This window comes from Kitasatospora sp. NPDC092286 (assembly GCF_044755565.1).
Classification (GTDB): Bacteria; Actinomycetota; Actinomycetes; order Streptomycetales; family Streptomycetaceae; genus Kitasatospora.
In genome coordinates this window covers 96987-121895 of sequence record NZ_JBIVRD010000009.1, presented here as the reverse complement: position 1 = coordinate 121895, position 24909 = coordinate 96987, and the positions used below count along the sequence as shown (strand labels likewise).

Annotated in this window: 30 protein-coding genes and 4 tRNA genes; 23 read left to right on the top strand and 11 right to left on the bottom strand. The window is 70.3% G+C overall.

Features of this window, described 5'->3' with window-relative positions:
* Positions 1-96 precede the first annotated feature (96 nt).
* The 11 genes from ACIQIB_RS11675 (at position 97) to ACIQIB_RS11625 (ending at position 4798) form a co-directional block, all read left to right on the top strand.
* Positions 97-1194 (top strand): ParB/RepB/Spo0J family partition protein, encoded by a 1098-nt coding sequence (locus tag ACIQIB_RS11675; RefSeq protein ID WP_400757708.1) that lies wholly within the window; start codon positions 97-99, stop codon positions 1192-1194.
* A 149-nt stretch (positions 1195-1343) separates the two neighbouring features.
* A complete protein-coding gene (locus tag ACIQIB_RS11670) occupies positions 1344-1742 on the top strand; it encodes a hypothetical protein (protein WP_400757707.1) in 399 nt (132 codons plus the stop codon).
* A complete protein-coding gene (locus tag ACIQIB_RS11665; RefSeq protein WP_400757706.1) occupies positions 1739-2131 on the top strand; it encodes a hypothetical protein in 393 nt (130 codons plus the stop codon). The genes ACIQIB_RS11670 and ACIQIB_RS11665 overlap by 4 nt, the downstream gene beginning before the upstream one ends.
* Complete coding sequence (locus tag ACIQIB_RS11660) at positions 2128-2580, top strand: hypothetical protein (RefSeq protein ID WP_400757705.1); 453 nt, start codon at positions 2128-2130, stop codon at positions 2578-2580. Before ACIQIB_RS11665 ends, ACIQIB_RS11660 begins: the two co-directional genes overlap by 4 nt.
* Positions 2577-3011 (top strand): hypothetical protein, encoded by a 435-nt coding sequence (locus ACIQIB_RS11655; protein ID WP_400757704.1) that lies wholly within the window; start codon positions 2577-2579, stop codon positions 3009-3011. The genes ACIQIB_RS11660 and ACIQIB_RS11655 overlap by 4 nt, the downstream gene beginning before the upstream one ends.
* Positions 3012-3276: 265 nt before the next feature.
* The gene (locus ACIQIB_RS11650) at positions 3277-3444 is read left to right on the top strand and encodes a hypothetical protein (protein ID WP_400757703.1); all 168 of its coding nucleotides are present in this window, start codon (positions 3277-3279) and stop codon (positions 3442-3444) included.
* A gap of 269 nt (positions 3445-3713) precedes the next feature.
* Positions 3714-3956 carry a hypothetical protein gene (locus tag ACIQIB_RS11645; protein ID WP_400757702.1) on the top strand — a complete coding sequence of 81 codons (243 nt, stop codon included), beginning with the start codon at positions 3714-3716 and terminating at the stop codon, positions 3954-3956.
* Complete coding sequence (locus ACIQIB_RS11640; protein WP_400757701.1) at positions 3953-4075, top strand: hypothetical protein; 123 nt, start codon at positions 3953-3955, stop codon at positions 4073-4075. Before ACIQIB_RS11645 ends, ACIQIB_RS11640 begins: the two co-directional genes overlap by 4 nt.
* Positions 4072-4314 (top strand): hypothetical protein, encoded by a 243-nt coding sequence (locus ACIQIB_RS11635; protein ID WP_400757700.1) that lies wholly within the window; start codon positions 4072-4074, stop codon positions 4312-4314. The genes ACIQIB_RS11640 and ACIQIB_RS11635 overlap by 4 nt, the downstream gene beginning before the upstream one ends.
* Positions 4311-4550 carry a hypothetical protein gene (locus ACIQIB_RS11630; protein ID WP_400757699.1) on the top strand — a complete coding sequence of 80 codons (240 nt, stop codon included), beginning with the start codon at positions 4311-4313 and terminating at the stop codon, positions 4548-4550. Before ACIQIB_RS11635 ends, ACIQIB_RS11630 begins: the two co-directional genes overlap by 4 nt.
* Entirely contained in the window at positions 4547-4798 is a 252-nt protein-coding gene (locus ACIQIB_RS11625; RefSeq protein WP_400757698.1) for a hypothetical protein, read from the top strand. Before ACIQIB_RS11630 ends, ACIQIB_RS11625 begins: the two co-directional genes overlap by 4 nt.
* Before the next feature lie 98 nt (positions 4799-4896).
* Here ACIQIB_RS11625 and ACIQIB_RS11620 read toward each other — a convergent pair whose 3' ends face one another.
* On the bottom strand, positions 4897-5088 hold the full coding sequence (locus ACIQIB_RS11620; protein WP_400757697.1) for a hypothetical protein: 192 nt from the start codon (positions 5086-5088) through the stop codon (positions 4897-4899).
* A gap of 573 nt (positions 5089-5661) precedes the next feature.
* On the opposite strand from ACIQIB_RS11620, the gene ACIQIB_RS11615 reads away from it, so the two are divergent.
* The 3 genes from ACIQIB_RS11615 to ACIQIB_RS11605 all read left to right on the top strand — a co-directional run bounded on the left by ACIQIB_RS11615 (position 5662) and on the right by ACIQIB_RS11605 (position 8482).
* Positions 5662-6330: a ParB N-terminal domain-containing protein gene (locus tag ACIQIB_RS11615; protein WP_400757696.1), complete on the top strand. Its 669-nt coding sequence runs from the start codon at positions 5662-5664 to the stop codon at positions 6328-6330.
* Entirely contained in the window at positions 6323-7735 is a 1413-nt protein-coding gene (locus tag ACIQIB_RS11610) for a ParB N-terminal domain-containing protein (RefSeq protein ID WP_400757695.1), read from the top strand. Before ACIQIB_RS11615 ends, ACIQIB_RS11610 begins: the two co-directional genes overlap by 8 nt.
* 78 nt (positions 7736-7813) lie before the next feature.
* Positions 7814-8482 carry a hypothetical protein gene (locus ACIQIB_RS11605; RefSeq protein ID WP_400757694.1) on the top strand — a complete coding sequence of 223 codons (669 nt, stop codon included), beginning with the start codon at positions 7814-7816 and terminating at the stop codon, positions 8480-8482.
* A 571-nt stretch (positions 8483-9053) separates the two neighbouring features.
* Here the strand turns inward: ACIQIB_RS11605 and ACIQIB_RS11600 are convergent.
* Positions 9054-9257 (bottom strand): hypothetical protein, encoded by a 204-nt coding sequence (locus tag ACIQIB_RS11600; protein WP_400757693.1) that lies wholly within the window; start codon positions 9255-9257, stop codon positions 9054-9056.
* A 469-nt stretch (positions 9258-9726) separates the two neighbouring features.
* Between ACIQIB_RS11600 and ACIQIB_RS11595 the strand changes: the two genes are divergently transcribed.
* Positions 9727-10068: a hypothetical protein gene (locus tag ACIQIB_RS11595; protein WP_400757692.1), complete on the top strand. Its 342-nt coding sequence runs from the start codon at positions 9727-9729 to the stop codon at positions 10066-10068.
* 240 nt (positions 10069-10308) lie between these two features.
* On the opposite strand, the gene ACIQIB_RS11590 is transcribed toward ACIQIB_RS11595, so the two are convergent.
* The 4 genes from ACIQIB_RS11590 to ACIQIB_RS11575 all read right to left on the bottom strand — a co-directional run bounded on the left by ACIQIB_RS11590 (position 10309) and on the right by ACIQIB_RS11575 (position 10679).
* Positions 10309-10387, bottom strand: a tRNA-Tyr gene (locus ACIQIB_RS11590).
* Positions 10388-10399: 12 nt separating this feature from the next.
* Positions 10400-10491: transfer RNA gene (locus tag ACIQIB_RS11585), tRNA-Ser, on the bottom strand.
* 20 nt (positions 10492-10511) lie between these two features.
* Positions 10512-10596: transfer RNA gene (locus tag ACIQIB_RS11580), tRNA-Ser, on the bottom strand.
* Between the two features lie 10 nt (positions 10597-10606).
* Positions 10607-10679: transfer RNA gene (locus ACIQIB_RS11575), tRNA-Gln, on the bottom strand.
* A 520-nt stretch (positions 10680-11199) separates the two neighbouring features.
* Between ACIQIB_RS11575 and ACIQIB_RS11570 the strand changes: the two genes are divergently transcribed.
* Complete coding sequence (locus ACIQIB_RS11570) at positions 11200-12228, top strand: hypothetical protein (RefSeq protein ID WP_400757691.1); 1029 nt, start codon at positions 11200-11202, stop codon at positions 12226-12228.
* 760 nt (positions 12229-12988) lie between these two features.
* Here the strand turns inward: ACIQIB_RS11570 and ACIQIB_RS11565 are convergent.
* Both ACIQIB_RS11565 and ACIQIB_RS11560 read right to left on the bottom strand, forming a co-directional pair.
* Positions 12989-13339, bottom strand: coding sequence for a hypothetical protein (locus ACIQIB_RS11565; protein ID WP_400757690.1), 351 nt, complete (start codon positions 13337-13339; stop codon positions 12989-12991).
* Between the two features lie 337 nt (positions 13340-13676).
* The gene (locus ACIQIB_RS11560; protein WP_400757689.1) at positions 13677-14762 is read right to left on the bottom strand and encodes a hypothetical protein; all 1086 of its coding nucleotides are present in this window, start codon (positions 14760-14762) and stop codon (positions 13677-13679) included.
* A 235-nt stretch (positions 14763-14997) separates the two neighbouring features.
* Here ACIQIB_RS11560 and ACIQIB_RS11555 point away from each other — a divergent pair, with 235 nt between their 5' ends.
* The 3 genes from ACIQIB_RS11555 (at position 14998) to ACIQIB_RS11545 (ending at position 17604) form a co-directional block, all read left to right on the top strand.
* Entirely contained in the window at positions 14998-15549 is a 552-nt protein-coding gene (locus ACIQIB_RS11555) for a hypothetical protein (protein WP_400757688.1), read from the top strand.
* Complete coding sequence (locus ACIQIB_RS11550; RefSeq protein ID WP_400757687.1) at positions 15546-17078, top strand: terminase large subunit domain-containing protein; 1533 nt, start codon at positions 15546-15548, stop codon at positions 17076-17078. Before ACIQIB_RS11555 ends, ACIQIB_RS11550 begins: the two co-directional genes overlap by 4 nt.
* Before the next feature lie 145 nt (positions 17079-17223).
* Complete coding sequence (locus tag ACIQIB_RS11545; protein ID WP_400757686.1) at positions 17224-17604, top strand: hypothetical protein; 381 nt, start codon at positions 17224-17226, stop codon at positions 17602-17604.
* Between the two features lie 36 nt (positions 17605-17640).
* Here ACIQIB_RS11545 and ACIQIB_RS11540 read toward each other — a convergent pair whose 3' ends face one another.
* Both ACIQIB_RS11540 and ACIQIB_RS11535 read right to left on the bottom strand, forming a co-directional pair.
* The gene (locus tag ACIQIB_RS11540; protein ID WP_400757685.1) at positions 17641-18291 is read right to left on the bottom strand and encodes a hypothetical protein; all 651 of its coding nucleotides are present in this window, start codon (positions 18289-18291) and stop codon (positions 17641-17643) included.
* Positions 18292-18467: 176 nt separating this feature from the next.
* Complete coding sequence (locus ACIQIB_RS11535) at positions 18468-19721, bottom strand: IS110 family transposase (RefSeq protein ID WP_400757684.1); 1254 nt, start codon at positions 19719-19721, stop codon at positions 18468-18470.
* Positions 19722-19941: 220 nt separating this feature from the next.
* Here ACIQIB_RS11535 and ACIQIB_RS11530 point away from each other — a divergent pair, with 220 nt between their 5' ends.
* On the top strand, positions 19942-20292 hold the full coding sequence (locus tag ACIQIB_RS11530; protein ID WP_400757683.1) for a helix-turn-helix domain-containing protein: 351 nt from the start codon (positions 19942-19944) through the stop codon (positions 20290-20292).
* A gap of 54 nt (positions 20293-20346) precedes the next feature.
* Positions 20347-20700, top strand: a complete 354-nt coding sequence (locus tag ACIQIB_RS11525; RefSeq protein WP_400757682.1) for a hypothetical protein — start codon at positions 20347-20349, stop codon at positions 20698-20700.
* A 10-nt stretch (positions 20701-20710) separates the two neighbouring features.
* Here the strand turns inward: ACIQIB_RS11525 and ACIQIB_RS11520 are convergent, their stop codons facing one another.
* On the bottom strand, positions 20711-21538 hold the full coding sequence (locus tag ACIQIB_RS11520) for a hypothetical protein (protein ID WP_400757681.1): 828 nt from the start codon (positions 21536-21538) through the stop codon (positions 20711-20713).
* An 84-nt stretch (positions 21539-21622) separates the two neighbouring features.
* Here ACIQIB_RS11520 and ACIQIB_RS11515 point away from each other — a divergent pair, with 84 nt between their 5' ends.
* Complete coding sequence (locus ACIQIB_RS11515; RefSeq protein WP_400757680.1) at positions 21623-23473, top strand: hypothetical protein; 1851 nt, start codon at positions 21623-21625, stop codon at positions 23471-23473.
* A gap of 518 nt (positions 23474-23991) precedes the next feature.
* Positions 23992-24732 carry an HNH endonuclease gene (locus tag ACIQIB_RS11510; RefSeq protein ID WP_400757679.1) on the top strand — a complete coding sequence of 247 codons (741 nt, stop codon included), beginning with the start codon at positions 23992-23994 and terminating at the stop codon, positions 24730-24732.
* Positions 24733-24909: the final 177 nt, after the last annotated feature.

The following is a 24909-nucleotide window of genomic DNA, read 5'->3' as shown; positions in this document are numbered from 1 at the left end:
GTTCTGTCCCGGTGTTGTGCCCTCATCTGAATGAGTATAGAATCTAAACAAGAGAGAGGGGGACGGACCCCCTCACTACCGGATGGGAACAACGCCATGGCCAAGAAGCTCAAGATGTCGCAGATCCACGCCAACCCGGCCCAGCCTCGCGAGTACTTCGACGAGGAGAAGATGAAGGAGCTCGTTGCCTCCGTGAGGGAGCACGGCGTGATGAGCGCGATCGAGGTCCGCCGGCGTCCCCAGGGCGGCTACGAGATCGTCATGGGCGAGCGCCGCTACCGCGCCAACCAGGAGGTCGGCAACCCCACGATCAAGGCCGAGATCATCGAGGTCTCTTCCGACATCGAGGCGTTCGTCCGCTCCATGGCCGAGAACGTCAACCGGGCCGACATGACTCCGCTGGAGGAGGGCCGGGGCTACCGGCGCATCCTCGACGAGGACACCAACGACGACGGCAGCCCGCTCACCGAGGCGGACGTGGCCCGGTCTTTCGGCAAGACCCCCCGCTACATCAAGATTCGCCTCCAGCTGCTCGACCTGATCCCCGCCGTCCAGCACCACCTGACCCACGGCCACATCGGCACCGCCGCCGCCCACCGCATCTCCGAGCTCAAGCCCGAGAACCAGAAGGCCGTCATCACCAAGTGGGCCAAGGGTGGCGAGGGTGGCAAGCCGATGGACGAGAACGCCCTGCTGCACTTCGCCCACCAGGTCCGCGAGCAGGAGCGCCAGCCCAGCATGTTCGACGTCGAGGAGCTGACCGACGATGAGAAGGCCGAGCGAGCCTCCCGGAAGTGGAGCACTCGCAACAAGCTCGACCAGATCGAGCAGGTGCGCGCCCTGCTGGAGGAGCTGGCCGGGACCCCCCTGGAGGAGCTGGCCTCCGCCCTCGAAGGCCAGATCGGAGCGCGCCTGGAGCAGCTGGAGCGCACCGCCAAGAGCCTCCAGGACGCGAAGTTCCAGATCCGGCAGGCCAAGGCCCTCGCGGATGCCAAGGAGATCGTCACCTCCAGCGCGGCCGAGGCCCCCAACCTGGCCGAGCCCGACGACGAGCAGGGCCAGTCGCAGCCCGCCGACCTCGATGCCGAGTTCGCCGACATGCTGGCCCAGGTCGTGGCCGAGGGCGCGACCGCCGAGGCCGAGACCGAGGCCGACGCTCCCGCCGACGAGACCTCGGTGCCCGTCGCGGCCTGACAGGCTCCCCGCCGGCGGCCCCGCAAGGGGCCGCCCGGGGCCCCGACCCCGGCAGAGCGCCCGCGGGCCTACGTCCCCGCCACCCGGGCCACCCCCGACCAGCACGAAGCCCTCCTCGCCACCCTTCCCACCATCAACTGAGACGAGCCGTGATCACCACCGAGCAGGACCCCCGCCTCCCCGCCAACCCCGCCCGCTGGTCCGCCCGCGTGGACTCCGACCACGCCGCCCGCACCATCTCGTTCAAGATCGGCGGCCCCGAGTTCAAGGGCTACAAGGCCAAGTACAGCCCCACCCTGCTGACCCTGCGGTACACCGCCAGGGACGGCGGCCCGCTCGTCCTCGACACCGTGGCCCTGACCGGACGCCTGATCAAGGCGAACGGTGAGATCGGCGTCAAGGGCCACACCGCCTACTTCTCCGACCTGGAGTTCGAAGGCGCGCCCGAGTGGCTGCTGCCCCTGCTCCACGCCTTCACCACCGTGCCGACCAGGCCGGTCGCCGACGTTCTGGCCGAGCTCTTCGCCGACCTGGTGGTGGAGGCGTGAGGCCCTTCCCGTACTTCGGCCTGCACCGAGTCGGCCCCCACCCCGAGCACCACGACTCGGTGGTGCACCTCACCGACTTCACCGACCTCCCCCGGGCCGCCTACGAGCCGTACGACTCGTGGTGGGCGAAGTGCGGCCGAGGCCTGCACGCCACCGGGGCCCCGCCCGAGCAGCTCGCGGGCCAGGGCCCCCGCGGCCCGTGGCGGTGGTGCACCCGCTGCACCAGCGACGATCCGACCGCCCTCCACGCCAAGATGCACCGGACGGCCGACCTCACGCCGCCGGCACTGCCCGAGCTCTCCGAGCTGTTCCGCCCCAGCGCCCGCCGGGCCGCCCTCAGCCTGATCGCCCGACCCCACCGCCGCACCGAGGAGAACCCCACCCCGTGACCACCACCCCGTGGCGCACCGCCAACACCCCCGGCCCCTGCGCCGAGCAGTGCACCGGCTTCCCGCACTGGCTCGACGACGACCTGTTCGCCCTGGTCAAGGACCAGCACCGACCGCAGATGGAACGGTTCGAACCCGGCCTCTACACCGGTACCTGCGAGTGCGGCAGCCTCCAGACCCCGCCCTGGAACACCTCCGCCGTCCACGAGGCGTACGACCAGCACGTGGCCATCGTCCAGCACGAGCTACGCCACCCCGGCGCACCCGGCCTCGACGGGTGGGGAACCGACGAGATCCACACCGCGCTGGCCGAAGCCGTCGCCGGCCTTCCGGCCGACCACCCCGTTCGCGTCCTGTGGACCTTCCTCGACACCGTGCTGACCGCGGGCGGGAAGGAGTGCCTGCCCGGCCCGTGGGACCACCCCGACACCGACGAGGACAGCGAATGACCACCACCGACGACGTAACCCGCCAGGCCCGCTCGATCACCCAGGCCACTGCCAACAACGTCATCCGGCACGCCCGGGCCCTGAAGCAGGTCCACGAGAGCGCCCACCACGGCACCGCGGCCGCCGACAACGCCTGGGTGGCCCTGGTCCGCGCCCACGAGGTCGTCAAGGCTTGGCAGGCCCTCCACGACTACGCCGTCAAGCGCGGCCGGGACCTGGACTGCAAGGACCTCACCGAAGTCGCCGTACTGGTCCTGGCCGCCCGCGAGCTGCGCAATCACCTCGGCCGCGAGATTCTCGACGGCTCTCTGCTGCCCGCCCTGTCCGGCGACCCGATCCACCGGGTCCGCGACGACGCCCGGCTGCGTGCCGCCCGCGAGTTCCGGGCCGACATTGCCACCATCCTCGACCTGAACCCGGACACCCTCTGACCCGTCCGAAGGCGAGCAGCGAACGCGACCGCTGAGCCTCCGCCGGTGGAGCAGCATCCCGACCGTGAGGTGAGGCAAACCCCGGCGCTCCGCGCTGCGGAGCGCACTTCCACGGAAGGGGCAGCCTGCCGATTCCCCCAGATGTTGGCACAGCGTGACGGGCCGTCACAAATCTGCTGGTCTGTGCCAGTGAGCCCCCGCTGCGCCCGCAGGCCCACCAACTGCACAATGACCCGAACGACTCCGCTTAAGAAGGATGGACCGCATGCCTCGGCCCGACTGGACCCAGATGTCCCCCGCCGCCTGGTACGGGAGGGGGGAGCCGGATGCCCTGTTCGCTCTGCCCGACGACGACCCGGACGCGGACGACTTCGGGACCACCCCGTTCGATGGCTGCACCGTGGAGGAGCTGGAGTCGACTGACATGTCTTAAGCCCTCAACTTGTATGGGGACTCATTGGTGATACGGTCTGCATGTCACCGGGAAGTGGAACTGCCCCATCCGGAACCGCCCCCGGTGACACGCGCCGTGACACCTCCCTCACGGTCCTGGAAGGCGGCACTCCCCCCGCGCCCCACCCTCCAGGACCGGGCCGCTCCCGTGAGCAGGCCACGAGGGGAAACGCCAGCCAGCACGTCACGACCAAGGCCCGCCCGACCGCTCCGCGTCGGGCGGGCCTGCGCACACCCAAGGAGCAACCAGTGCCCGACACCTACCGGGCCGACGGCGCAGCAGACCCCGAGGCGTACGCCCGGCTGATGCAGGAACGGTACGGACCCCTCTCGGCACTCTGTGCAGAACGGGACCACCCCGGACCTCCCCGGCCGACGAAGCCCGAACCCCGGAAGTACAGCAACCGCTGGCCCGACCCGAACGCGGCCTTTCACCGCGAACTGCTGCTCCTGGCCCTCGACTCCCACCGCCAGAGGACGACACCGAAGTGACCACCACCGCAACCACCGAACCCGACCGCACCCCGCCCTGGCCCGGAGCCGTCTGGTGCAAGGCGTGCGACTCCTGGTGCAACCCCGTCTCCGCCCTCTGCCGCTGCAACAACCGATGACCGGCCCCCAACCGGCACCCGGACAGGAATACATCTCCTGCCACCCCCTCGACGAAGGCCGCCGCATCCGGATCATCGCCCTCGCCGGCGGCCGGGCCGAGGTCATCACCCTCGACGGCCCGCCAAGGCGTCGCGACATCCTCCTCGGCGTCCTCCACCCCACCGCCACCACGGCGCACGGGCGCCCCCGGCGGACCGGCTACCGTCTACTCGAACCAGCGGAACGGAGCCCGAAGTGACCGAGCACGACCCCGGCGCCGCCGACCGGCGGGTCACCGCCAGCAACATCACCGACCCCCAGCTCGACCAGCTTTGGGAACGAGTCGAGACCGCCGAAGCCCGCCTCACCACAGCAGCCGACCTCCTGTCTGCCGGATACGCCGACCGGCACGACCGAGTCGCCATCGTCCGCCGCCTCTGCGCCGGGGAGATCACCCCGGAGCAGGCCCGAGCCGAAGACCGCGGCGAACAGTGAAGCCACCCACCCGGCGGGGCCCAGGACTCGCCCACCTCGCCACCGCGCTGACCGGCGCCCTCGCAGCAGCTGCCGAGGGCGCCGTCGCGCTGGAGCGGTACCACGCCCACGCCGCCGCACTCGGCCTCACCGCCAGAGCCGACGCCCTGCCGACCCGGGTCCAAGGGCCCGCCGCCGGCAGCGCGCCCACCGCCGACCACCTCGCTGCCGCCGGGGAACTCCTGAAAGCCGAAGCCGGACGCGCCTGACCCGAGCCCGACCCACGAGGCGGTCCGTGTCTCGGTCAGCTCAACCATCGACCAGAGACGGGTCTCAACCAGTGGCGATCAGAGGCTAGTTACGGTTGTCAGCCGTACACCGCGAGCAGGGCGGCGCACATGGCCATCCATCCGACGAATGCGGTTCCGGCTGCCAGGCCAGAGCCCGGGAGGGACCTCCCGTCCGCCCGGGCGAGCACGGCCGTGACGACGGAGATCAGCAGGCCCGACAGGACGGCGCACGCGATCAGCAGCAGACGGACAGAGAGCGGCTGGTTCATGGAACATCTCCCAACGGGGAGACGGGCAGCACCAGCGCAGGGCAGGCCCGGCCCGATCTCCCGCGATAGCGCGGACAGTCGAACCGAGACCCGCCGGCGCGAGGTCTCGCACACGGTGCCAGGCGTAGCCACATGCACCGGTAACGCTGGGTGGGCACTGGGATGCCCGGACGATCGGCACGCCGCGGTGCCGTACTCTCCTCCACTCGTTGGTGGAGGACGGTGCTACGTTCCCTGCCCACGCCGGTGAGCGCGGGATGCCTAGCCGCCGAAGAGTTGGCCTGGCCGTGTTCGGCCAGACGGGTCGCTCCACCAGAGGTGTCTGCGTACCGGAAGTCTGGTCAATGGTCACGGGCACCGTCAAATCCCCTGTTCAGGCGGCCACTTGGCCGTGCAGCGGTGCCATCCGGCAGTCGCTCTGCACCCGAGGACAGCAGGGGCAGTTTGAAGTAGGGCAGCCCGTCTCCTCACGGCGACGTAGGGAGGAGCGCCCGGACCTGGCCCGACGGTCGTGATCGTCTAGGCTGGTTGCCGCGTAGGGCGCGGGGAATCGGCCTACGAAGGACCAGCTCCGTGCCTCAGCGTGAACCGATCGACCGGATCGTTGACTCCCTGCTGCCGCTCGCCGTCCCGATCGGCGACCTCACCAGGTACCACCGCAACCCGCGGCGAGGCGACGTGAACTCCGTCGCCGACTCCCTCCTCATGCACGGCCAGTTCAAGCCGATCGTCGTCAACAAGGGCTCGCTGACCGGCCGCCTGAACGAGATCTTGGCCGGCAACCACACCTGGGACGCCGCCGTTCAGCGGGGCTGGGACCAGATCGCCGTGACGTGGGTCGACGTGGACGACGACGACGCCGCGAAGATCGTCATCGTCGACAACCGCACCTCCGACCTTGCGGGGTACGACACCGAGCTGCTGGCCGACATCCTGTCCGCCCTGCCCGACCTCGACGGCACCGGCTACGACCAGGACGCCGTGGACGACCTCCTCGACTCGATCGAGCTGCCGTCCCAGCTCGCCGCCGAGACCACCGAGCGGGAGGGCGACAAAACGACCGACGAGCACCTCCAGTGGGGGTTCGTCCAGTGGGGTACGACCCGCGTGCAGATCACCAAGGACGAGGTGGAGCGGCTGAACAACGTCCACGACGCCTTCTACACCGCGCGGGGCACCGACACCGGGTTCGCGCACTACCTCCTCGACCAGCACGCGCAGCGGGAGCTGGCCGATGCCTGAGTTCATCGAGTCCTACCCGATCGGGCAGCTCAAGCCAGCCCCGTACAACCCGCGCCGCCTCACGGAGGAGGCGTTCGACCGGCTCCAGCGGTCCCTGGCCCTGTTCGGCTGCGTGAAGCCGGTCATCGTCAACGGTAACCACATCCTCGTCGCGGGCCACCAGCGGACCAAGTCGTTGAAGGCGATCGGGCAGACCCACGCCCCGGCGATCATCCTCGACGGCCACGTCTCCACGCAGGATGAAGTGCAGTTCAACCTGTTGCACAACTCGATCGAGACGGACGGCTCGAAGGTCCGGGTGCCGGCGTCCGGGCCGGACGGGCACGGCTGGGAGTGGATCGCCCCCGAGGACGTGACCGCGGTGTCGCGCTCCAACCCGGCGATCCAGGCGGAGATCCGCCGCCTGGTCACCCGGTACGGCACGTGGGGGTCCGTCGTCGCCGACGACGCTGGCAGGATCATCTTGAACAACGACTACGCGGTGGTCGTGAGCGACTTGAAGCTGCCGCTGCTGTGCTACCGGCTGTCCGTGCAGGAGGCCGACGAGCTGGCGGTGTGGCTGGACGGCGACTACGGCGTCTACGACTACACCCAGCTCGGCATCCGCGCCTACAACCAGCACTGGTGCCAGATGCACAGGCTGGGAGGCGACGAAGGCGACTCCAACAAGTCCACCACCTACGAGCAGCACGTCCTTCCCGAGCTGCGCCCCGGCCAGCGGGTCATGGACTTCGGCGCCGGAGAGCTGGCCTACATCAAGCAGATCAAGTCGCAGGGCTTCGACGCCCACTGGTACGAGCCGCACGTCAAGGCCGCCGGCAAGCAGAACGCCCTCGATGTGGCCGCGACCGTCAGCCACATCCGCGATCTCCAGCGGGACATCCCCGCGAACGGCCTGTACGACGTGGTCGTGCTCGACAGCGTGATCAACTCCATCACCAGTCTGGAGTTCGAGGCGGCCGTCGTCATCGCCTGCAACTCGCTGCTCGCCAAGGACGGCACCTTCTACGCCGGGACGCGCTCCCTCGGCTCGGTGGAGCGCAGGGTCAGCGGCAAGAAGGCCCGCAACAACGGCCGCTACCGGCGCAGCATCGAGTTCCTGGACGAGGACGGCTTCACCGCGAGCTTCCGCGCCGGCGTCTGGACCATGCAGCGGTTCCACGACCCCGCGTCGCTGCGGGCCCTCATGGAGCGGTACTTCGAGGAGGTCGAGACCCGGGGCAACCCCAACGGCGGCAACATCTACGCCGTGTGCCGGAAGCCGAAGGCCCTGCCGGAGGAGCAGCGGCGGGCCGCGCTGGAGCTGGAGTTCAACATGGAGTATCCGGGGGACTATCGGCACAACCGGCACCGGCCGCTGGTCGAGGCGCTGATGCGGGCCTGCCGGGACCGTGACGGCGCTTAGGACAACTCTCCGAAAGAGTATAGAATAGAGGCATAAGGTAGTCCTCAACTAGCAGATGGGATAAGCGAGTTGCCATCCATGACCGTCCAAGTCGGAGAACGCCGATACCGGCACCTGTGGCTCAAGTACGTCACGGGCATCGACTTGAGCAGACACTGCGCTGTTGCACTCCACGGCCGCTACAGCCGCCTCGTCGACGAACGCAGCCAGGAAGCCACCGTCCACCTGGACGAGTTCCCGCACGCCCTCGCCTGGTACCTGTGCGGCGTCACCACCGCCCCCTACCGCTGGGAGGACAACCCGCACCTCGCCGTCACCGCCGCCCCCGGCCACGCCGAGACCCTGGCCGTGCAGGGCCTCACCGTCCACCTCGACGGCGTCAAGCCCATCCACTTCACCGCCACTGACAACGTCCCCGACGACGACCCGAACGCCAGCGACCCGGCCTACCGCACCTGCCGCAACTGGCAGTTCGCCCACTACCTCCGGGCCCGCGGCGTGCCCGACGTCCACGGCGACCGGCCGCGCATCACCACCCTGCGACCTGGAGTCGGCCAGGTCGAACTTCTCCCGAGGCCCCCGAGGGTCAAGCCCGCCGATGACCGGGGCGCCGGCACCCGCACCAACCGGTGGACCAGGGCGGCCAGCGCCGAGCCGCAGCCCCTGGCCGCCGACCGGCAACTGCCCCTCGCGGTTGCCGACGACCCGCAGCCCGCCCCGTCGGACACCCGGTCACTCGGCCGCTGAAGCTCCGCACGGCGGCGAAGAACGGCTTTCGGCCGGGTCCAGGAGTCCCGGGCCCGGCCGATCGCCGCTCAGCCCGGCCCGGAGTGTTCACGCTCGTTGGCGAGGCGGCCGAGATGGCAGATTGGCGGCCCTGCTCGCGGGCCGCGCCCCGTACCGTCGAAGAGGACCAGGACCCTTGTAGCACGAACGGACTCGCACGGTGCAGTACCGCAGCACGGACCCCCTGATGGCGACCTGCACCCGGTGCCGGCACGTCATCGAGCGCGCGCCGCTTCGTTCCGGCGCCTGCTCCGGCTGGCCCTGCTACGCCCACCCTCGGCCGGAGGCCGAAGCCCGCGTCGAAGCAGTCCTCCAGCCCGGCCCCGACCTCCCGCCGACGCTCGCCACGGCCGTACCGGCGCGCAGGCCCAGGCGCACCCGAGCGCCGCAGCGCCCGCGTGCCGCGGCGACGACCGCAGGGTTCTCCACGTCGAACGCGGCGTAGCGGCCGGGGGCAGCGGATCCCCCGGGCTGGTCGCCCCACCGCCGGTACAGGCTGTGCGGCACCCGGGACGCAGCCACGGACAGGAAGCTAGGACAAGCCCGCGTGCCGGCGGATGGCGGTGAGCGCGTGCCCGAGCGACCGGACATCCCGGCTCAGCGTTCCACCGCGCACCCAGTGCGTTCCCGCAGGCTCTCCGATCCCGGCGCTGGGAGTCGCCCGGTACTCGGTGCCGTTGACCGTCACCGTCCAGTCCTCGCCGTCTCGCGTCCACTCGGTGGTGTGGTCAGTCACAGCAGCGTCCCGCCTCTTCCGGTTCTTCGAACGCCCGCCATCATCACACGGCGGCCGGGCCGGGGCCGGACGACGGCAGGCCGCTCGTTCTGGCCCGGTGCGAGCGGTGTGGTATCCAGGTGTCCGCATGATCGCGCCCTACCTGTGGGGCTGGACCGGGGGATGATCCGTGACCGCACAACCGCCGGGGCCGCCCGCGCCGAGCCGGATTCCGCCTCAGCCCGGAAGCCCACCTTCGGCTGGCCCCCACCCGTCGTCCCGGCGCGCGCTGGACCTCCAAGGCTGGGGGACGATGATCACCGCCGTGGTGGGGCTGGTGACGGCAGGTGCGGGGTTCGCGGGAGGGTTCTTCACGCAGTCGCAGGTCGGTGAGGCCCGGCCACAGCCTGCTGTGACGGTGACCGTGCCCGGCCCCACGGTCACCGTGACCGCCCCGGCCGTCCCTGCGGTCCCGGCCTCCGGGCCGTCGGTGAAGGCCCTGCCGTCCGGTGCCGCGCCGAGCCCTTCGGCCACCGGCCACCCGGTGCTGTCAGCGTCACCGGACGCTGGGAACGGCGGTGCCAAGGTGGTCCTGACCGGCACCGGCTTCACGCCCGGTGACGTGGTGAGGGTGTCGTTCGTGGTGAAGGAAGCGACGATCGGCGATGTCGAGGTCCGTGATCTCCGCAACACGGTGCCTGGTAGTGATGGCGCCTTCTCGCTGGAGGTGCTGATCCCGTCGGATCTGGGCAACTTCGTGAACTACAACACGTACCTGCGGGCGAAGGCCACCGCCGGGCAGAGCGAGACGGTGTTCGACCTGACGCGCTGAACCGGTCGCGGTGTGTCTGCCGTGGGGGCGTGATCCCGAAGCGGTGGCCTCGTTGAAGGTGGCGAACGCCCGCTTTCCCAGGGCGTTCCCGGTGCGGCCCTGGCACTTCTTCGGTGCCCGGGCTGCCGGATGGTGACCGCCTCCGGTGGGTGGCGCGCGGATTGACCCCCGGCAGCCGGAGGTGAGGGTGCGCCCGGGCGTACCCCTAGGACTACATCCGGGCCCAGTGGCGGTGCTCGGTGGGCGAGGCCGGAGTCGAACCGGCACAGCAATGCGGGGGTTTTACGGACCCTTGGGCTCTCCAGTGCCCAGCTCGCCCTTGGCGGAGAAGCGGAGGAAGTGGGGGTCGAACCCACACGGATGCTCGCGCACCCCAACGGATTTCGAGACCGAGGCCGGCGCCACCTGTCGGCTGGCTCCTCCATGAACTGCCTTGTCCTGCGCGGAGAGTGCGCGGATCGAACGCGCGCGGGCTTCCACCCGACGACGGCTTAGCAAGCCGCTGCCTTACCACTCGGCCAACTCTCCGGGTACTGCGCTGCCGGACGAGGATTCGAACCCCGAGTCTCCTGATCCAGAGTCAGGCGTGCTGCCAGTTGCACCATCCGGCACTGCGGGGCGGCAACGATAGAGGCCGCCCGGAAGGGGGGTGTTCCCCTCGGGCGGCCAGGCACGAGTCGGTGCCGGTCTACCGCGCGGAGGGATACCCCTGGCTCTGCTGCTGCGAGCTCGAAGAACGCTGATACGACTGGCTGTTGCTCATGACGTGCGTTCCTCTCCGTGGCGGTGGTGCCGGGCTGATGAGCCAACTCTGCGGCACGCTGGCTGGGACGGGCAACCGCATTTTGCTGCTGTGCCTCGGGTCGTGTAGCCCGCCGGAGGGCTCGATACGTCTGAACGGGTGGACACCGGGCGGTCAGCGGGGGAGGAGCTTGAGGTCGGTCGCCACGCTCAGGCACGCTTCCGTCAGGTCTCAGCGGGAGATCCATCCGTCCCACCGGAGCCGACCTGCCGGTGACTGCGACGGACCAAGCCAGCTCGGCAGCCCGCAGCTCGATCATCTCAACCTCTCGTTGCACACGCCTAGTTGTCGTGCTCCGAGGTCGGCGGCTGCACGAGAACGGACTTTCTGTGGAATCCCACGCTGACCAGCGCCTGCGGCACCTCTACACGGGTGACTCCGTCTGGTACATCGCCCGAACCGCCCGAGATCGCTCACCCGGGATCGAAGAGGCGAACGCGGACCAGGCCCTCATCGAGCATCTCTTCCTGTCCGAGGTTCGCGGTGGCGCCGCCTACGCCCAACACCCAGTCTCGATCCGAGCCACCCGCGTGCTGGACGGCCGTACCGAGGTTTTCCTTGACAAGTGCGCCATTGGCACGCGGGGCAAGAGGTACGACTTCGCGGAGGAGGCGCTGTGCCGCCTCCTGCCCTTCGGCGTCGACGACGGCGAACTAGCTGGTGTCTGTGGCCTGCGAGTCAGCCACATCGACAGCAGGGGAATCCACCTGAGGCTGGTCCAGGCCCCCGCCGCTCACCTCACCCTTGTCGGGCCAACTGCTGCTCACTGGAAGCAGCTTGTGGCCGAGCACCACAAGGCCGTCAGCGCCGCCGGCTCCACGCCGCTGTGGGACCGGCAGCGGTACGGAGAGGCCGAGCACGCCTTCCACGCCCGGCACCCCAAGTTCGGGGAGCACGAGGCCGGAATGAGCTTGCTCACCTCCGGCATCCTGCGGCGCATCGGCATGTGGCACACCACCTCCAACGCCTTCTGCACGCGCTACTGGCAGGCCGGGCACCAGACCATGGTCTGGGAGCTGCGGCACCTCTACGGGACCCGCCCGGCCCACGACGAGTTCGCCGCCCTGTTCCGGAAGCCGCTGTGGGGTCCGCCACTCGTCGTCCTGAAGCAGCACTGCGACTGCCACAGCAGGCGGCCCGACGCCGGTGGACGGCCGCACCCCGACTTCGAACGGCAGTGCACGTTCGAGTTCCACCACCAGGACCGGCCAGGGGTCCTTGAGATTCGCTTCCGCACCGGACGCCCCCGGAATGATGACGAGCCCGAAGTCCGGGCAGACCTGGAAGCCGCGGGCGCCGACCCGGCGTGGCTGGGGCGGGTCCTTCCCCGGCGCAAGATCCTGGTGCCGGCAGGGTGACCGTCGGCAGGCGAGCTGAGGCGGAAGTGAGCACTGAAGCCCACCGGCTGCCCAGCCTGGTGAAGTTCATCCTCGCCCCGCTCATGATGAGGCGGGTCACCCTGTGGATACTCGATCATCACCTCAGCTACTTGGAAGCCTGCGGTTGGCACGCCCTCTGGTGCTGCTTCCGAAGGGACTTGGCTGCCGCCTACGGGCCGACCTGGCAAAAGAGTGCTCCCGCTGAGCTACGAGTCCTTGCTGACCCGATCGTCTTCCACCCTGCGCTGCTGCCCGACGAAGGCCGCGCCCAACGGCTGCATACCGTCTACCAAGTTGGTGGAGTCGTCTCTGAGAGCGCGCGGTGGAGTCGGCCGTTGGGGTGACCAACTGCCGTAGTCCCCGACTTATCCACAGGCTGTGCGGGACTCCCGCGCTTCTCCCCGTTGGTCCGGCACAGTCCTCTCAGCAGGTCGCAGCCCGGCGACCCAGGAGAGAGGCGGAAGTCCATGAGCAGGGAGCGGCACCCCCGCCAGACGCGTGCCACCGGTCGCCCCCGAGTGCGGCCGCCCGCGCTGCGCCGCTCGCCGCCGGCGCGATCGGTAGCAGAGGGGCCTGGGGTGCGCGGCTCGGTTGCCGCGCGCTTGGTTGCACGCCTGCTCGGCGAGGTGCTCGGTGGAATCCTCGGAACCTGATCCGATCGCCCGGCACAAGCCGCCCGGCCGCAGCCGGGCGCTGGGCAGCCCGGCGGCGGCCGGGCTGCCCAGCGGATCGGCAGCTACTACGACCGGCGGGTGCCCGGCCTGCGGCGGTTCCGCGTACGGCGGCTCGCGGTGGCCGCCGGCCAGGTCACCGCGATGACGCGGACCATGGTGGTGGACTTGCCGGTCGTCGGGGTGCCGCGCCGGTGGCGATCGACGGCACGGTGCAGTTCGCCGACGCGGCGCGACGGGTAGAGGGGTGACGGCGGGGTGATCGCGGTCGGCGCCGTGGCGCTGCCCGGAGGCTGGTCGCGCCGGGTCCGGCGCTGGTCGAGGACCTGGCGCAGCAGGTCCAGGAAGACGCCCAGGGCGAGCCCGAGCACCTTCCAAGCGTTCTCGTCGGTGATGAGCGAATGGACGACGTGGATCACGTCGGAACCCCCAGGGTTGTGAGACTCCACCGGGATGGTGGAGTTGTTGTCGGCTCGTCCGGCTGGCGGCCGGCGGTGCCTGTGCGCACACGGTGCTGTCGGGTATCCGGGCCGGTGCTGGCTCGGTGGCGTGTGCGAGATGCCTCTAGTGCCACCTGGCCTGGGGTTTCCGCAGGCAGAAGTGGTCGGACATACTGGGGGTGCTCCTGTTCAGTGAGATGGGCGGCGAGCAGCACTCGCGGAGCCTGAGAAACCGCGCGAGTAGCTGGATGTGATCTGAGGCCGAGGGTGGCGACCCTCGGCCTCAGCTGTTGCTGGAGTGACCTGGTGACTCGCTCTAGGCGGCCCCGGTGCCCGGCTCGGTGTTCGGCCTGGGAGTGAGGGCCCGGGTCTCGCGCCTGGGGGGGATGCCCTCAGGTGAGTCGGGCAAGGTGATCTCGATGTCCGGGAAGTCGAGATCTGGGCCAGGAGTCCAGGCACCGCGGCTGGAGGCGAAGTGGCCCGTCGAGTCGGGCCAGACGACCTCGATGTCCAGGCTGGAGCAAAGGGCGAGGATGTCGTCGTAGGGCTCCGACGGCAGGATGATGCCGATGCCGGCGGAGCCGCCCGACCGCCAGCGGAGATCCATCAGGCTGCCGATGGCTGTGCGGATGGAGGCGCGTGAGGCGGACGTCTTTACCTCGTAGATCGTCCCAGTGGTCCTGTCGAACAGATCCACCAGGAGTCGGTCGGAGCCGTCCGGCAAGGTCACGGCCATGCGGCCAGTCGTGTGGCCGAGGTCGTGAAGGTGGGAGGTGAAGGCCCCAACAAGCGCCCGCCCGCGAGTGGCAGTGTCACGTCGAAGGGATGGCACCGAGGAGGTGTAGAGGCGCTGAGGCGAAGCTGCCTCCACCTCGACGGTCCGGGGGCGCGGTGTGATTGTGATGGTGCGGCCGGAAGGAGGCGGGACAAGGTCCTCGGCGAAGGGGACCGTGCCGTCGAGGGGACGAAGTCGGAAGATGATGACGCGGCGGGCAAGGCCGTGCCGGTCTTCCTCGTCCTGGTGGAAATACGGCTGGGCGTCGTCGACCTCGAACTGGCCGATATACCGGAAGGTGAGCGTTTTGGCTCCCGGAACACGGCCGACCGCCTGGAACACATGGACGCTTCGGCCGTCCTCCTTGTGCTGGAGGAGGGCCTTGTTGCCCTGAGTCATCTGCTGATCGCCTTCGAGGCCCTCTCCCTGAAAGTGAAGTGTGCCGTCGGACGCGAGGCCGGTCGGGGCAGCCGCGAGCGGACGCGGGGGGAGGAAGACGATGACGCGGCGATCCTTGGTCGGAGAGATTGCGCCCTGGAGGCGCCCACCGAACGCGGCGTGCACCTGCTGCCTGGTGACGACTTCGCCGGGCTTGATGAATTCATTCATTCGCTGGACCTCCTCCATGCTCGAACCCTAGCCTAGATCAGGCTTAGCCGCAAATCAAGGCTAAACCTACCCTGATGGGTGCCCTGCATCCAGGTCGACTAGCGCAGCGTACAAGCGGCGGCGCGTATTCCCGCGCCTCGTGGCTGGTCCGCCGCAGTGCTCGCCTGCGGCGACGGACCGCCCGCCGCCTGCCGGTCCGGAGGTAGGGGATCATGGGTGTTGGCGCGGGGGCGCACCCGAAGGACCTGCGCCCATGCCCCGCCCCACCCGGGCCCAGCGCGCCGCCATCGCCCGGCGGCGGGCAGACGCCGTTGAACTGCGCCTCGCCGGCGCCGACCCGCTGACGGTCGGCCGGAAGCTCGCCGCCGACCCCACCATCAACTCCGACCGGATCGCGTACCCGCTCGGGTACGGCCACGAGCTGCATTTGAAGGGCCGCCCCGCCCCGGACGACGAGACGCTGATCCGCTCCGTCAACCGGGACGTGACGCAGGCCCTCGAACACCGGATCGCCGGGTCGCAGGCGGCGGTCGAGGAGCTTCGGGCGTTGGAGGACGCCCGCCTGGACCGGATGTTCCTCGTTGCCTACCGCAAGGCGGTGAAGGACGGCGATCTTCCGGCGATCGACCGGGCGCTTCGGATCATGGAGCGCCGGGCGCGGCTGCTCGGGCTCGACCAGCCGGCGAAGACGGAGGTCACCGGGCAGGACGGCGGTCCGATCGAGCTTGCGGCGGACGCCACCGGTCACGAGCTGGCGGCGCTGATCGCGCTCACCGACCCGGCCGTGGTCCGGGACGGCGCGTGAGCGCGACGGACGACCTGGTCGAGCAGTACCGGCGGCTGCCGGCGGAGCGGCGCCGGGCGATTGCCGAGCAGGCGTCGCCCGCGCTGCGCACCAGGTTGGCCAAGGTCGAACGGGACATGGCGCTGCGGCACTCGCCCGGGTCGCTCGCCGCGGTCCTGACCGACGGCCGGGAGATGCAAGCCGCGCACCTGGACCTGATCGACGACGCCTTCCGGCGGATCGCCGCCGGGGAGACGGTTCGGCTGCTGCTGACGATGCCGCCCCGGCACGGCAAGAGCCGCCGGGCCGCCCGGTGGGCGCCGTTGTGGTACCTCCTCCAGCGGCCGGACCACCGGGTCATGATCGCGTCCTACAGCTCCGACCTGGCGGACGACCACGGCCGGTGGATCCGCGATGCGATCACCGAGTGGGGTGAACAGCTCGGCATCACCCTCCACCCGGGGTCGAAGGCCGCGCACCGGTTCGACATCGCAGGCCGGGAGGGCGGCCTTTTCGCAGCCGGTGTCGGCGGCGGCCTCACCGGCAAGGGCGCGAACCTGGCCATCGTCGACGACCCGATCAAGGACGACGCAGAAGCCCAATCACCCACGCAGCGAAGGAAGTTGTGGGAGTGGTGGCAGGCCGTCCTGTTGACCCGGGTGGAGCCCGGCGGGTCGGTCATCGTCATCCAGACGAGGTGGCACGAAGACGACCTTGCTGGGCGGATCCTCGCCGGGGAGACCGCCGACGACTGGACGATCATTGACCTGCCCGCCATCGCGGACAGCCCGGACGACGCGCTCGGCCGGAAGGTCGGCCAGCCGCTGTGGCCTGCCCGCTACGGGCACAAGGCGCTGGCCGGTATCCGGCGTGCGGTCGGCGAGCGCGTCTGGTGGAGCCTGTTCATGCAGAAGCCCCGCCCGGTCGAGGGCGGGGTGTGGCAGCGGGCCTGGATCGACCGGGCCCGGGTGACGCCGGTGGAGTTCGCCGGCGCCGAGATGGCCCGGGTCGTCGTCGCGGTCGACCCGTCCGGCGGCGACTCCGCCGTCAACGACGAGACCGGCATCATCGGGCTCGCCTCCGACTACCACGAGCAGCTGTACGTCGTCGCGGACGAGTCCGGCACGCTCGGGGCGAACGACTGGGGCCTCACCGCGTGCAGGTTGGCGCTCAGCCTGCGGGCGGACGCCATCGTGGTGGAGGCCAACTACGGCGGGAACATGGCCAAGCAGGTCCTGACGCAGGCGTGGGACCAGCTCGCCCGGGACGGTGAGGCCCGAGGGCAGCTGATGCCGATGATCGTGGAGGTCAACGCGAAGGTCGGCAAACGGTTGCGGGCCGAGCCGGTGGCGCAGCTGTACGAGCAGGGCCGTGTCCACCATGTCGGCCACTACCCGGAGCTGGAAGGGCAGATGGCCACCTGGGTCCCCGGGATGGACAGCCCGGACAGGATGGATGCCGCAGTGCACGGCCTGACGGAACTGGCCGGCGCCGGGCTCGATGCTCTGTCGCAGGGTATGGACGACGGCCGACTTCGCGGCAGGCGCTGACGGGTCCGGTGCGGGTGGCCTCCGACCACGGGTCGGAGGCCACCCGCACCGGAGGGTCGAGACCGGTTCCGATCTTGGACGGGCGGTCTCGAACACTTCCGGTCAACGCCCCGTGCGGGAATCGCCGGCTGGCTACGGTCGGGCCATGACACTCCTGCCTGCCGACCTGTGTGCCCTGGACGGGCACCCGCTCGTCGACCTCACCGCGAGGGTGAAGGCCGACCTTGCCAAGATCGGCATCCCGATGTACCTGGACTCGAAGCGCGGGGACGGCCGCGACACACACCCCGGCGGGATGGGCGCCGATCTCGGCGACTCGCACCTGATCCTCTGCTGGGACCGGCCCGAGCAGAAGCGCGTAGGGCCTGCCGCCGTCGCCCCCTACGAGGAGGACGAGCTCGCGATCATCCAGCTCGCCGCGCACGCGCTCACCGCCGCCGTCGTGAGTGCCCTGGTCGGCTTCGGATACACCGTCCGCGTGGAGGGCTGGTCGGACCCCTTCGCCCCGATGGTCCTCGTCTCCTGAGCTGGGCTTCGCAGATCCGGAACAGTGGCTGGGCGCCTACGTGGCCATCGCGGTGGCGAAGTCTCCGCTGACCTCGTGCACTGGTGTCCACGACGGCCGCCCGTCAAGGGCGTTCGGCCAGTGCCCGGTCGGGTTCGTCGTGAGCTGCTGCGGCCGGTTGCTCCCGGCGACGAAGAACGCCAGTGCGGCGACGGTGCGCAGGTCGACCGCCGAGCCCCGGGCCCGTTCGGCGTCGTGGACGAGCCGGGACATCGCCTGCCGGCTGACCGTCTCGATCGCCCGCAGCGTTGCCTTCGCGGTGATCGCTTGGGCGTTCCCGCGGCGGGGCAGGCCGCCGATCACCGTGCCGATGCTGGGGCCTTGCGGGGTGTGGGCCTGCCCGTCGGGTGCGGTGCCGGTCATCACCGCGAACACGGCGAGGGTGACCGCCAGTGCGTTGTCCTGCGCGATGGCCTGGTAGCGGGACGCCGGACCGTATCCCAGAGGGAGAGGCAGCCCGGCGTCCCCGGCGACCTCGTACAGGACTCGGGTGCTGGCGGCGATCCTGAGGGCTGCGCCCGGGTGCCCGCCACCGGGCGGGGCCGCCCACGCGCGGGCGTGCGTCACCCAGTCACCGCCAGTGGGCGGCGTGCTGCGTAGGTGGTCGCAGAGGGTGTTGAGGTACGTCTCGTCGAGGATGCCGCGCATCGGTGCTGGTCCTTCCGCAGGGTCGTGAAGTGGGCTTGCTTCGGCTCGGGGCGGTGGGCTTTCGGGTGGGCGGAGAGGCGGCCGTGCGCGGCACCGTTCCCGCATCGGGGCTCGCGGCCCGGGGTGAATCTTCAGGCGTTGCTCCGGCCCGGCCGCCCGTCCGCCAACCCGAGGGTTCAGGCAGCCGTGGTGTCGGGTGCTCGCGGCCACGCCGCCGGGTCGAACAGTTCGTCGTGGAGGAGACAGTGGTGCAGGGAGGCGATCAGCTTCCCGAACAGGCGCCGCAGGGCGGCGTTGTGCCGGTCGCCGGCGGCTCGCCGTCGGTCGTAGTGGGCCCGGCACTCCGGGGATTTCGTGAGCGTGGTGAAAGCCCACAGGTGTCCGTAGGCGGCCAGGCGCTTGTTCGCCGCGACCCTGCGGTGCAGGACGGTGCGGGATGTGCCGCTCGCCCAGGTGAACGGGCGGGCCCCGGCGTAGGCGGCCAAGCCCTTGGCCGTGGCGAACCGGTTCGGGTCGTCTCCGAGTTCGCCGAGCAGGCGCGCGCCGGTGAGCAGGCCGACGCCGGGGAACGAGCGGTAGATCCGGCTCTGCGGGTGCTGCTCGAACAAGTCGCCTGCTGCGTCGGTGAGTTCGGCAATGCTCTGGCAAGCTTCGCCGAGGAATCGCAGGGTGGTGAGGACTTCTTGCCCGAGGGCGTTTTCCACTGCCGGGCGGTTGTGCAGGACCGGCTCGCGGAACTGGGCGAACAGGCGGTCCGTCTCGGAGTCGAGGAGCCGGGTCCGGCCGGCGCGTTCGAGTGCTGCGCGGATCTGTCTGCGGGTGAGGCGGGCGGCTTGGCCGCTGGTCGGGGCGAGGGCGATCACCTCCCGTGCCTCGGGGCGGACCAGGCGGCCGTCGAGGTGCGCCCAGGCGGTCACGGCGGCCGGGTGCACTGCCAGCAGTTGTGAGCGCAGCTGGAGGTAGTGGTACTGGCGGGTCCGGGTGGCTCGGAGCTGGGCGCGGGTCAGGGCGCCGACCGCGTCGGCGTCGTCGGAGTTGGTGTGCAGCGGGCGGTGGGCGTGGCCGTCGGTGCGCAGGATGTTGGCGAGGAGCGCGGCGTCCCCGGCGTCGGACTTCTTCCGGTTGCCGGGGTTGAGACGGCCCCGGTATCGGGCGACGGTGGACGGGTGGATCGGGATCACGGTCTGGCCGTGGCGGCGCAGCGCGGTGACGAGCAGGCCGCGGCTGGCCTCGACCGCGACCGGCACCGATCGGCGCGAGAAGGTGTGACTGGTCCGTAGGCCGGAGAGCACTGCGAGGGCGTCGCGGACTCCGGCGGGAGTCGCCTCGAACCGTGTGCTGGCGACGACTTCGCCGGACCGGTCGACCACGGCGAGATCGTTGAGGTGCTCCGACCAGTCGACGCCGGCGAAGAACTTCGGCGATGCCACAGCGCCCCCTCGGCCTGGTGCCGCTCGGGATGTCCGCCGACCCCACCGGTGAAGCCCGCTGGCCACGACACAGCTCGGGCGTGCCGGCGGACACCCCGCCCGGGTGGCGCGAGAGTGCGCCACGAATGGAAGGTAAACCTTCCAGTGGTGTTCGCGCAAGCAAGATCATCCGAAACGGGGCAGGATGAGGCGGTCACATCCCCGGAAGCCAGGAGCCGCGGTGCCACGCAACCATCAGGTGCCACGATCGTTCGTCGCGGAGGGGGAGTGGCCGGACGTCAAGCTGACTGCGGACGCTCCGCCGGAGGCGGTCGTTGGGTATGCCTTCGTGCTCAAGGTCCGAGCCGCGATGGAGGCCCGGTCGTGGTCGGCGAGGTACACCGCCGAGAAGGCGGGCGTGAAGCACACGACGCTCAACGACCTGCTGGCCGGACAGGCCTTGCCCGGCCTGTCGACCATCGTCGGCCTGGAGATCGCCCTCCAGCTCGACCTGTACCCGGCCGGGCTGTGGGCCGAGATCGCGGAGAGCGGCGACCAGGCCCGGGAAGGCCGCGCCGACCTGGCCGGATGACCGGTGCGGGCCGTCGGACAGGGTTGTTCGTGGGCGCTGCTATCTTCTCCGATCATGAACGTGGGTGGGATGCGGCAGGCTGCTGCCGTGGTGTCGATCGTGCTGGTCGCGGGTCTGTCGGCCTGCACGTCGAAGAGCGGCGGGCCGACGGCGGCCGCGGTGCCGTCGCCAACGGTGTCGGCGGTCGAGGGCAGCCCGGAGTGGGCCGGAAGGTGGCTCGGCGACCGCGAGCGCAACAAGGGCGCCTCCAAGGTGGTCGGCCGGTACGCGCAGCTCGCCATCGTGCAGCGCGGTGACCGACAGGGCGATCCGGAGCTGTGCGACGCCGAGTGGGCGAAGTTCGCCCCGGCGCAGAAGGTCATGGTCGACCGGGACGGCTTCGACGAGGGCTGCCGCATCCCGGCGTAGCGCGAGGCGGCTACGGGCGTTCGTCCAGGCGGCTGAGGAGCCCGGCCGTGGTGGCGATGGCAGTGACGGCGTCGGCCCTGCTCCACGTGAAGTGCTCGGTGGTGCCGGGGTCGTCGTGGTGCGCGCCGCCGAAGAGGTCGTACGCGGCCTGGAGGAGCATCGTCCACCGCTCTTCCTGGGTGCGCTCCTTCGCCTTCTTGCCGACGGCCTGGGAGTATGCGGCCTGATGGCCAGGCGGGCGGACGGCGTCGAGCGCGGTCCGGGCCTTGGCGACGGCCGCCTCGAAGTCGCCGGCGCGGATGGCGGTCTGTGCCTCGCGCAGGCGGCGCGCGGCGGTCGCCCGGTCCTCGTTGTCGGTGATGGGGACCAGCACGGTGACGAACGCCCCGTGCCCGATCTCGGTGATCTCCTTGGACCACTCCGAGTCCGGGATGTCTATCTGCTCCTGGAGGTTGCGTGCCGGCCACTTGCCGGTGGGGGCGAGCGCGGTGACCACTAGGTCGAGGCGCAGCCGAAGGTCCGCACCGCTGCGGGCCTGCTCCAGGGCGGCGAGCTGTGCATCGGTCAGCGAGACCTCCGGCCCCATGGTGATGGCGGAGTCCGCTGCGTTCAGCGGCCATCCCTGTATCAGGTGGCCCAGCCAGCCGGTGTGCCCCGGAAGGTCGGTGGCCCACAGCGACCCGGTCACGGAGTGCGCCGCGTCCTCGGGCCAGGTGCCGGTCGCGGCGCATTCCAGGTGGACGGTCAGGCGGTGGGTGCCGAAGCCGGGCAGGAAGCTGACCACCCGCCGCTGCGGTCTGATGTTGAGCGAGTAGCCGTCGAAGTCCAGGCGTCCCATCGCGTTCCCCTTCTGTCGGTGAGCTGATGGTGGCAGCCGCAGCGGGCTGACGGAAGCGACTTGATCTGCCCCGTAGGCTGAGCGGTGGCGTGGGGCCTGGTTGCCTGGGAGGGCAGCATCGTGGGCCTGCGCGAGCTGATCATCGACGGCTGGTCGTGGCTGAACTACAAGCCGGTCATGGCCACCCCGCCGAGGCGGGGCATCGGACCGTTCGGAGACCTCGCCTCCGGTTGGGTGCCGCCGGAGGACCTGCGGCGCCTCCAGGCGTACAAGCTCCTCGTCGCGTACGACCACAACCAGGCCGGGCAGCTCGCGTACGCGGCCGGCGACGAGTCCGGCCAGGACCGGCGGGAGCTGGGCGACCCGGCGAAGCTCAACTCGGCTGCGCTGAACTACCTCCTCGGCGCATCGCAGAGCATCGTCGTGCCCGGGGCGGAGGGCGACGGCGGGAAGCCGACCCCGGAGGCCGCTCTTGCCCGGGACGTGCAGGACCGGCTCCGGGCGTGGGCCCGCAAGGAGTTGCTGCCGATGAGGATGCAGCAGGCCGAGCGGTCCGCGGTGCGCTACGGCGACGGCGTGTTCACTCTCGCCTGGGACGCGCAGGCTGCCCGGCCGGTCCTGCGGACGATGGACCCCGGGTTCTTCTTCCCCGAGTGGACCGAGGACGAGGTTGACTCGGCGCAGTTCCCTGCCCGGGTGCACTTCGCGTGGGAGCTGCCGGAGGACCCCGTCACCGGGCAGAAGGCGAGGCTGCGCCGGATCACCTACGAGCTGGGTCCGATCGGTGGTGCGACCGTGCCGGTGGTCCCGGAGAAGGGCAGCCCCTACCGGGAGTGGGCGGCCGGGCCGGACGGGGAGCGGGTGCTGCTGGCCGGTGACCGGACGGACCCGGCGACGGGGCTGGTGACCCGCGTCTACCCGTGGGCGCCGGACCGTCCGACCGGTGTCACCTGCTATCTCACCGACGCGGAGTGGCTGCTCGAAGACCTCAAGGCCGCGCACAACGTGTACGCGCTGCCCGCCGACAAGGCGACCTACCGGGTCCGGCGGGACGGACAGGTCCTCCAGGCGCTGGACCTGCAGATCGACTTCCTCCCGGTCGTGCACCTCACCAACAGCATCCCGGACGTGGGCGAGCACTGGGGGCAGCCAGTGATCTCCCGGGTGATGCAGGTCCTTGACGAGGTCGCCGCGACCGACACGGACTCCTCCGCCGCGTCCGGGACGACCGGCACGCCGATCATCGCCCTGTCCGGGGTGCGGCTACCGAAGGACCGGACGACCGGTGCGGCGGTGCCGCTGCGCGTCGAGGCCGGCACGGTGTGGTCCCTGAACGAGGGCGGCTCGATGTCGACCCTGGACACGTCTCCGCAGCTGCGGGAGCTGCGCGAGCGCACCGATCACCTCCTCGACCGGCTCGCGGGCAACTCCCGGTTGACCGCGTCCGGTCTCGGTACGGTCCAGCCGTCCGAGGTGCCGTCCGGGTACGCGCTGGCCCTCGCGCTGGGCCCGCTGGATGCCCTGGTGGGGGAGATGCGTCTCGCCCGCGCCCACAAGTACGAGATCCTGCTGCGCATGGTCGGCCGCCTCCACCAGGCCGGGCAGGTCGGCTGGCCGGGCGGGGAACTTCCTGCCGGTCAGCTCGTCTGGGGCCCGCACGTGCCCACCGACAAGGCGGAAGCCCTGGAGCAGGCCGCGAAGGGCTACCAGGCCGGGGTGTTCTCCCTGGAGACGTGCGTGCGGATGCTCGCCGACGCCGGGTACCCGATCACGGACATCCCGGAGGAGGTGCAGCGCATCCAGTCCCGGGCGTTCGACGCGGCTGCCCGCCTCGCCGATGCCACCGGCGACATCGCCGCAGTCAGGGCCTACCTCGGACTGCCCGCCGGAGGGCCCACAATCCCCCCTGCGCCGCTCCAGAAGGCCGACCGGTAGAAGATCACCCCGCAAGGCCCGGGTGGCCTCTCAGGGGCCCTCTGGGCCCCTGTGGGGGATGTGGTGTCCGGGGGTGATCCTTCCGTGGCGACCGGGACCTCCTGGCCCCCTGCGGCGACAGCGGTGGGGGGTTGGGGGGAAAGGTAGGAAGTAAGTAGGAACAAAGGAAAGAAAGGGGTTCCCCCGGGGGAACCCATGGGTTGCGCGAGGGGAACCCACAGGGTTCCGCCAGGGGAACCCGCTGTGCCGACTTCTATGGGTTCCCCCGGGGGAACCCACTTCGGGAGGACTGGCCCCGTCGACAGGACACGGCGGGGGTGGCCTCCATCGACCGGTGAGACCGAAGCCCCGACCGGACGCGGCCACGACCCTTTCTCCGAACACGGTGTTCCAGGTGGCCCCGAACGGCTGTCCGGGCCGTTATGGCAACGCCCTATGTCTTTGCTTCCGTCCCCTGATCAGGCGGGTAGGTGTACCGACCGGCAGGGCAGGGCGCTGTGTCAGCAGGCCGCTCTACCATGGTGGGCATGCCTGACGACCGCCCCGCGATTCCCCGAGAGTTGGACCGCAGAGTCAGAGTCGAAGCCGGTCATCGATGTGCTATCCCGCATTGCCGCATGCCCGTCCTCGATATTGCCCATATCCGGCCTTGGGCCAAGGTGCAGCGGCACGAGTTCGAGAACCTGATCGCCCTTTGCCCGACCTGCCACAGGCTGTTCCACCGGGGTGACATCGACCGGAAGTCCATGCTCCACTACAAGGCGAGATTGAGCCCGTTCTCCCCGTATGCGCTTGCCGCGCATCCCGACCACATCGACCTCTTGGCGGCCTACCAGAAGTTCCGAGCGTTCATCGACATGTGGGTCGATGCCGCTCATGCATTCAGCACGGCGAAGCAGCAACGAGTCGGAGTCGACGAAGGAAAGCGTGCTTTTCAGGCTGTTGGCGATGCGGCCATGGAAGCCAGCTATGCGCGGCTGTGCTTTGCGGCCGAATCCCCAACTCGTGTCACACGGATGGCGGACCAGATCATGAACGCGGCCGTGTGGAGTGCTTCTACGACCATGGGTATGCCCGTCCCCGCCGCGTTCACGGACCTGAAACCGGCCTCTGACGATCTCGCCGCGATGTGGGCGGATCTGGATCAAGAGATTCACGAGGTGCTCAACAGCCACGCGCGGAAGAAGGTCAAGCTCATGCCGCAACGTCCACACTACGTGGATGAGCTTGATGAAGCGGAGCAGCAACGGTCCGGATGAGGTCGGCACGAGGTCCCGCGCGGGGTCTCATGGAGTGTGAGCGTGTGAGTGCTGAGGCGTCGTCGGCCAGCTTGACCGTTCCAGGGACCTGACCGGCGGGATGGCTCGTCGCGCAGTTCCGGAGATCCTGATCTCCGCGCCCCGAACGGAGGAGTAGCTACACTGATCACTGGCGCG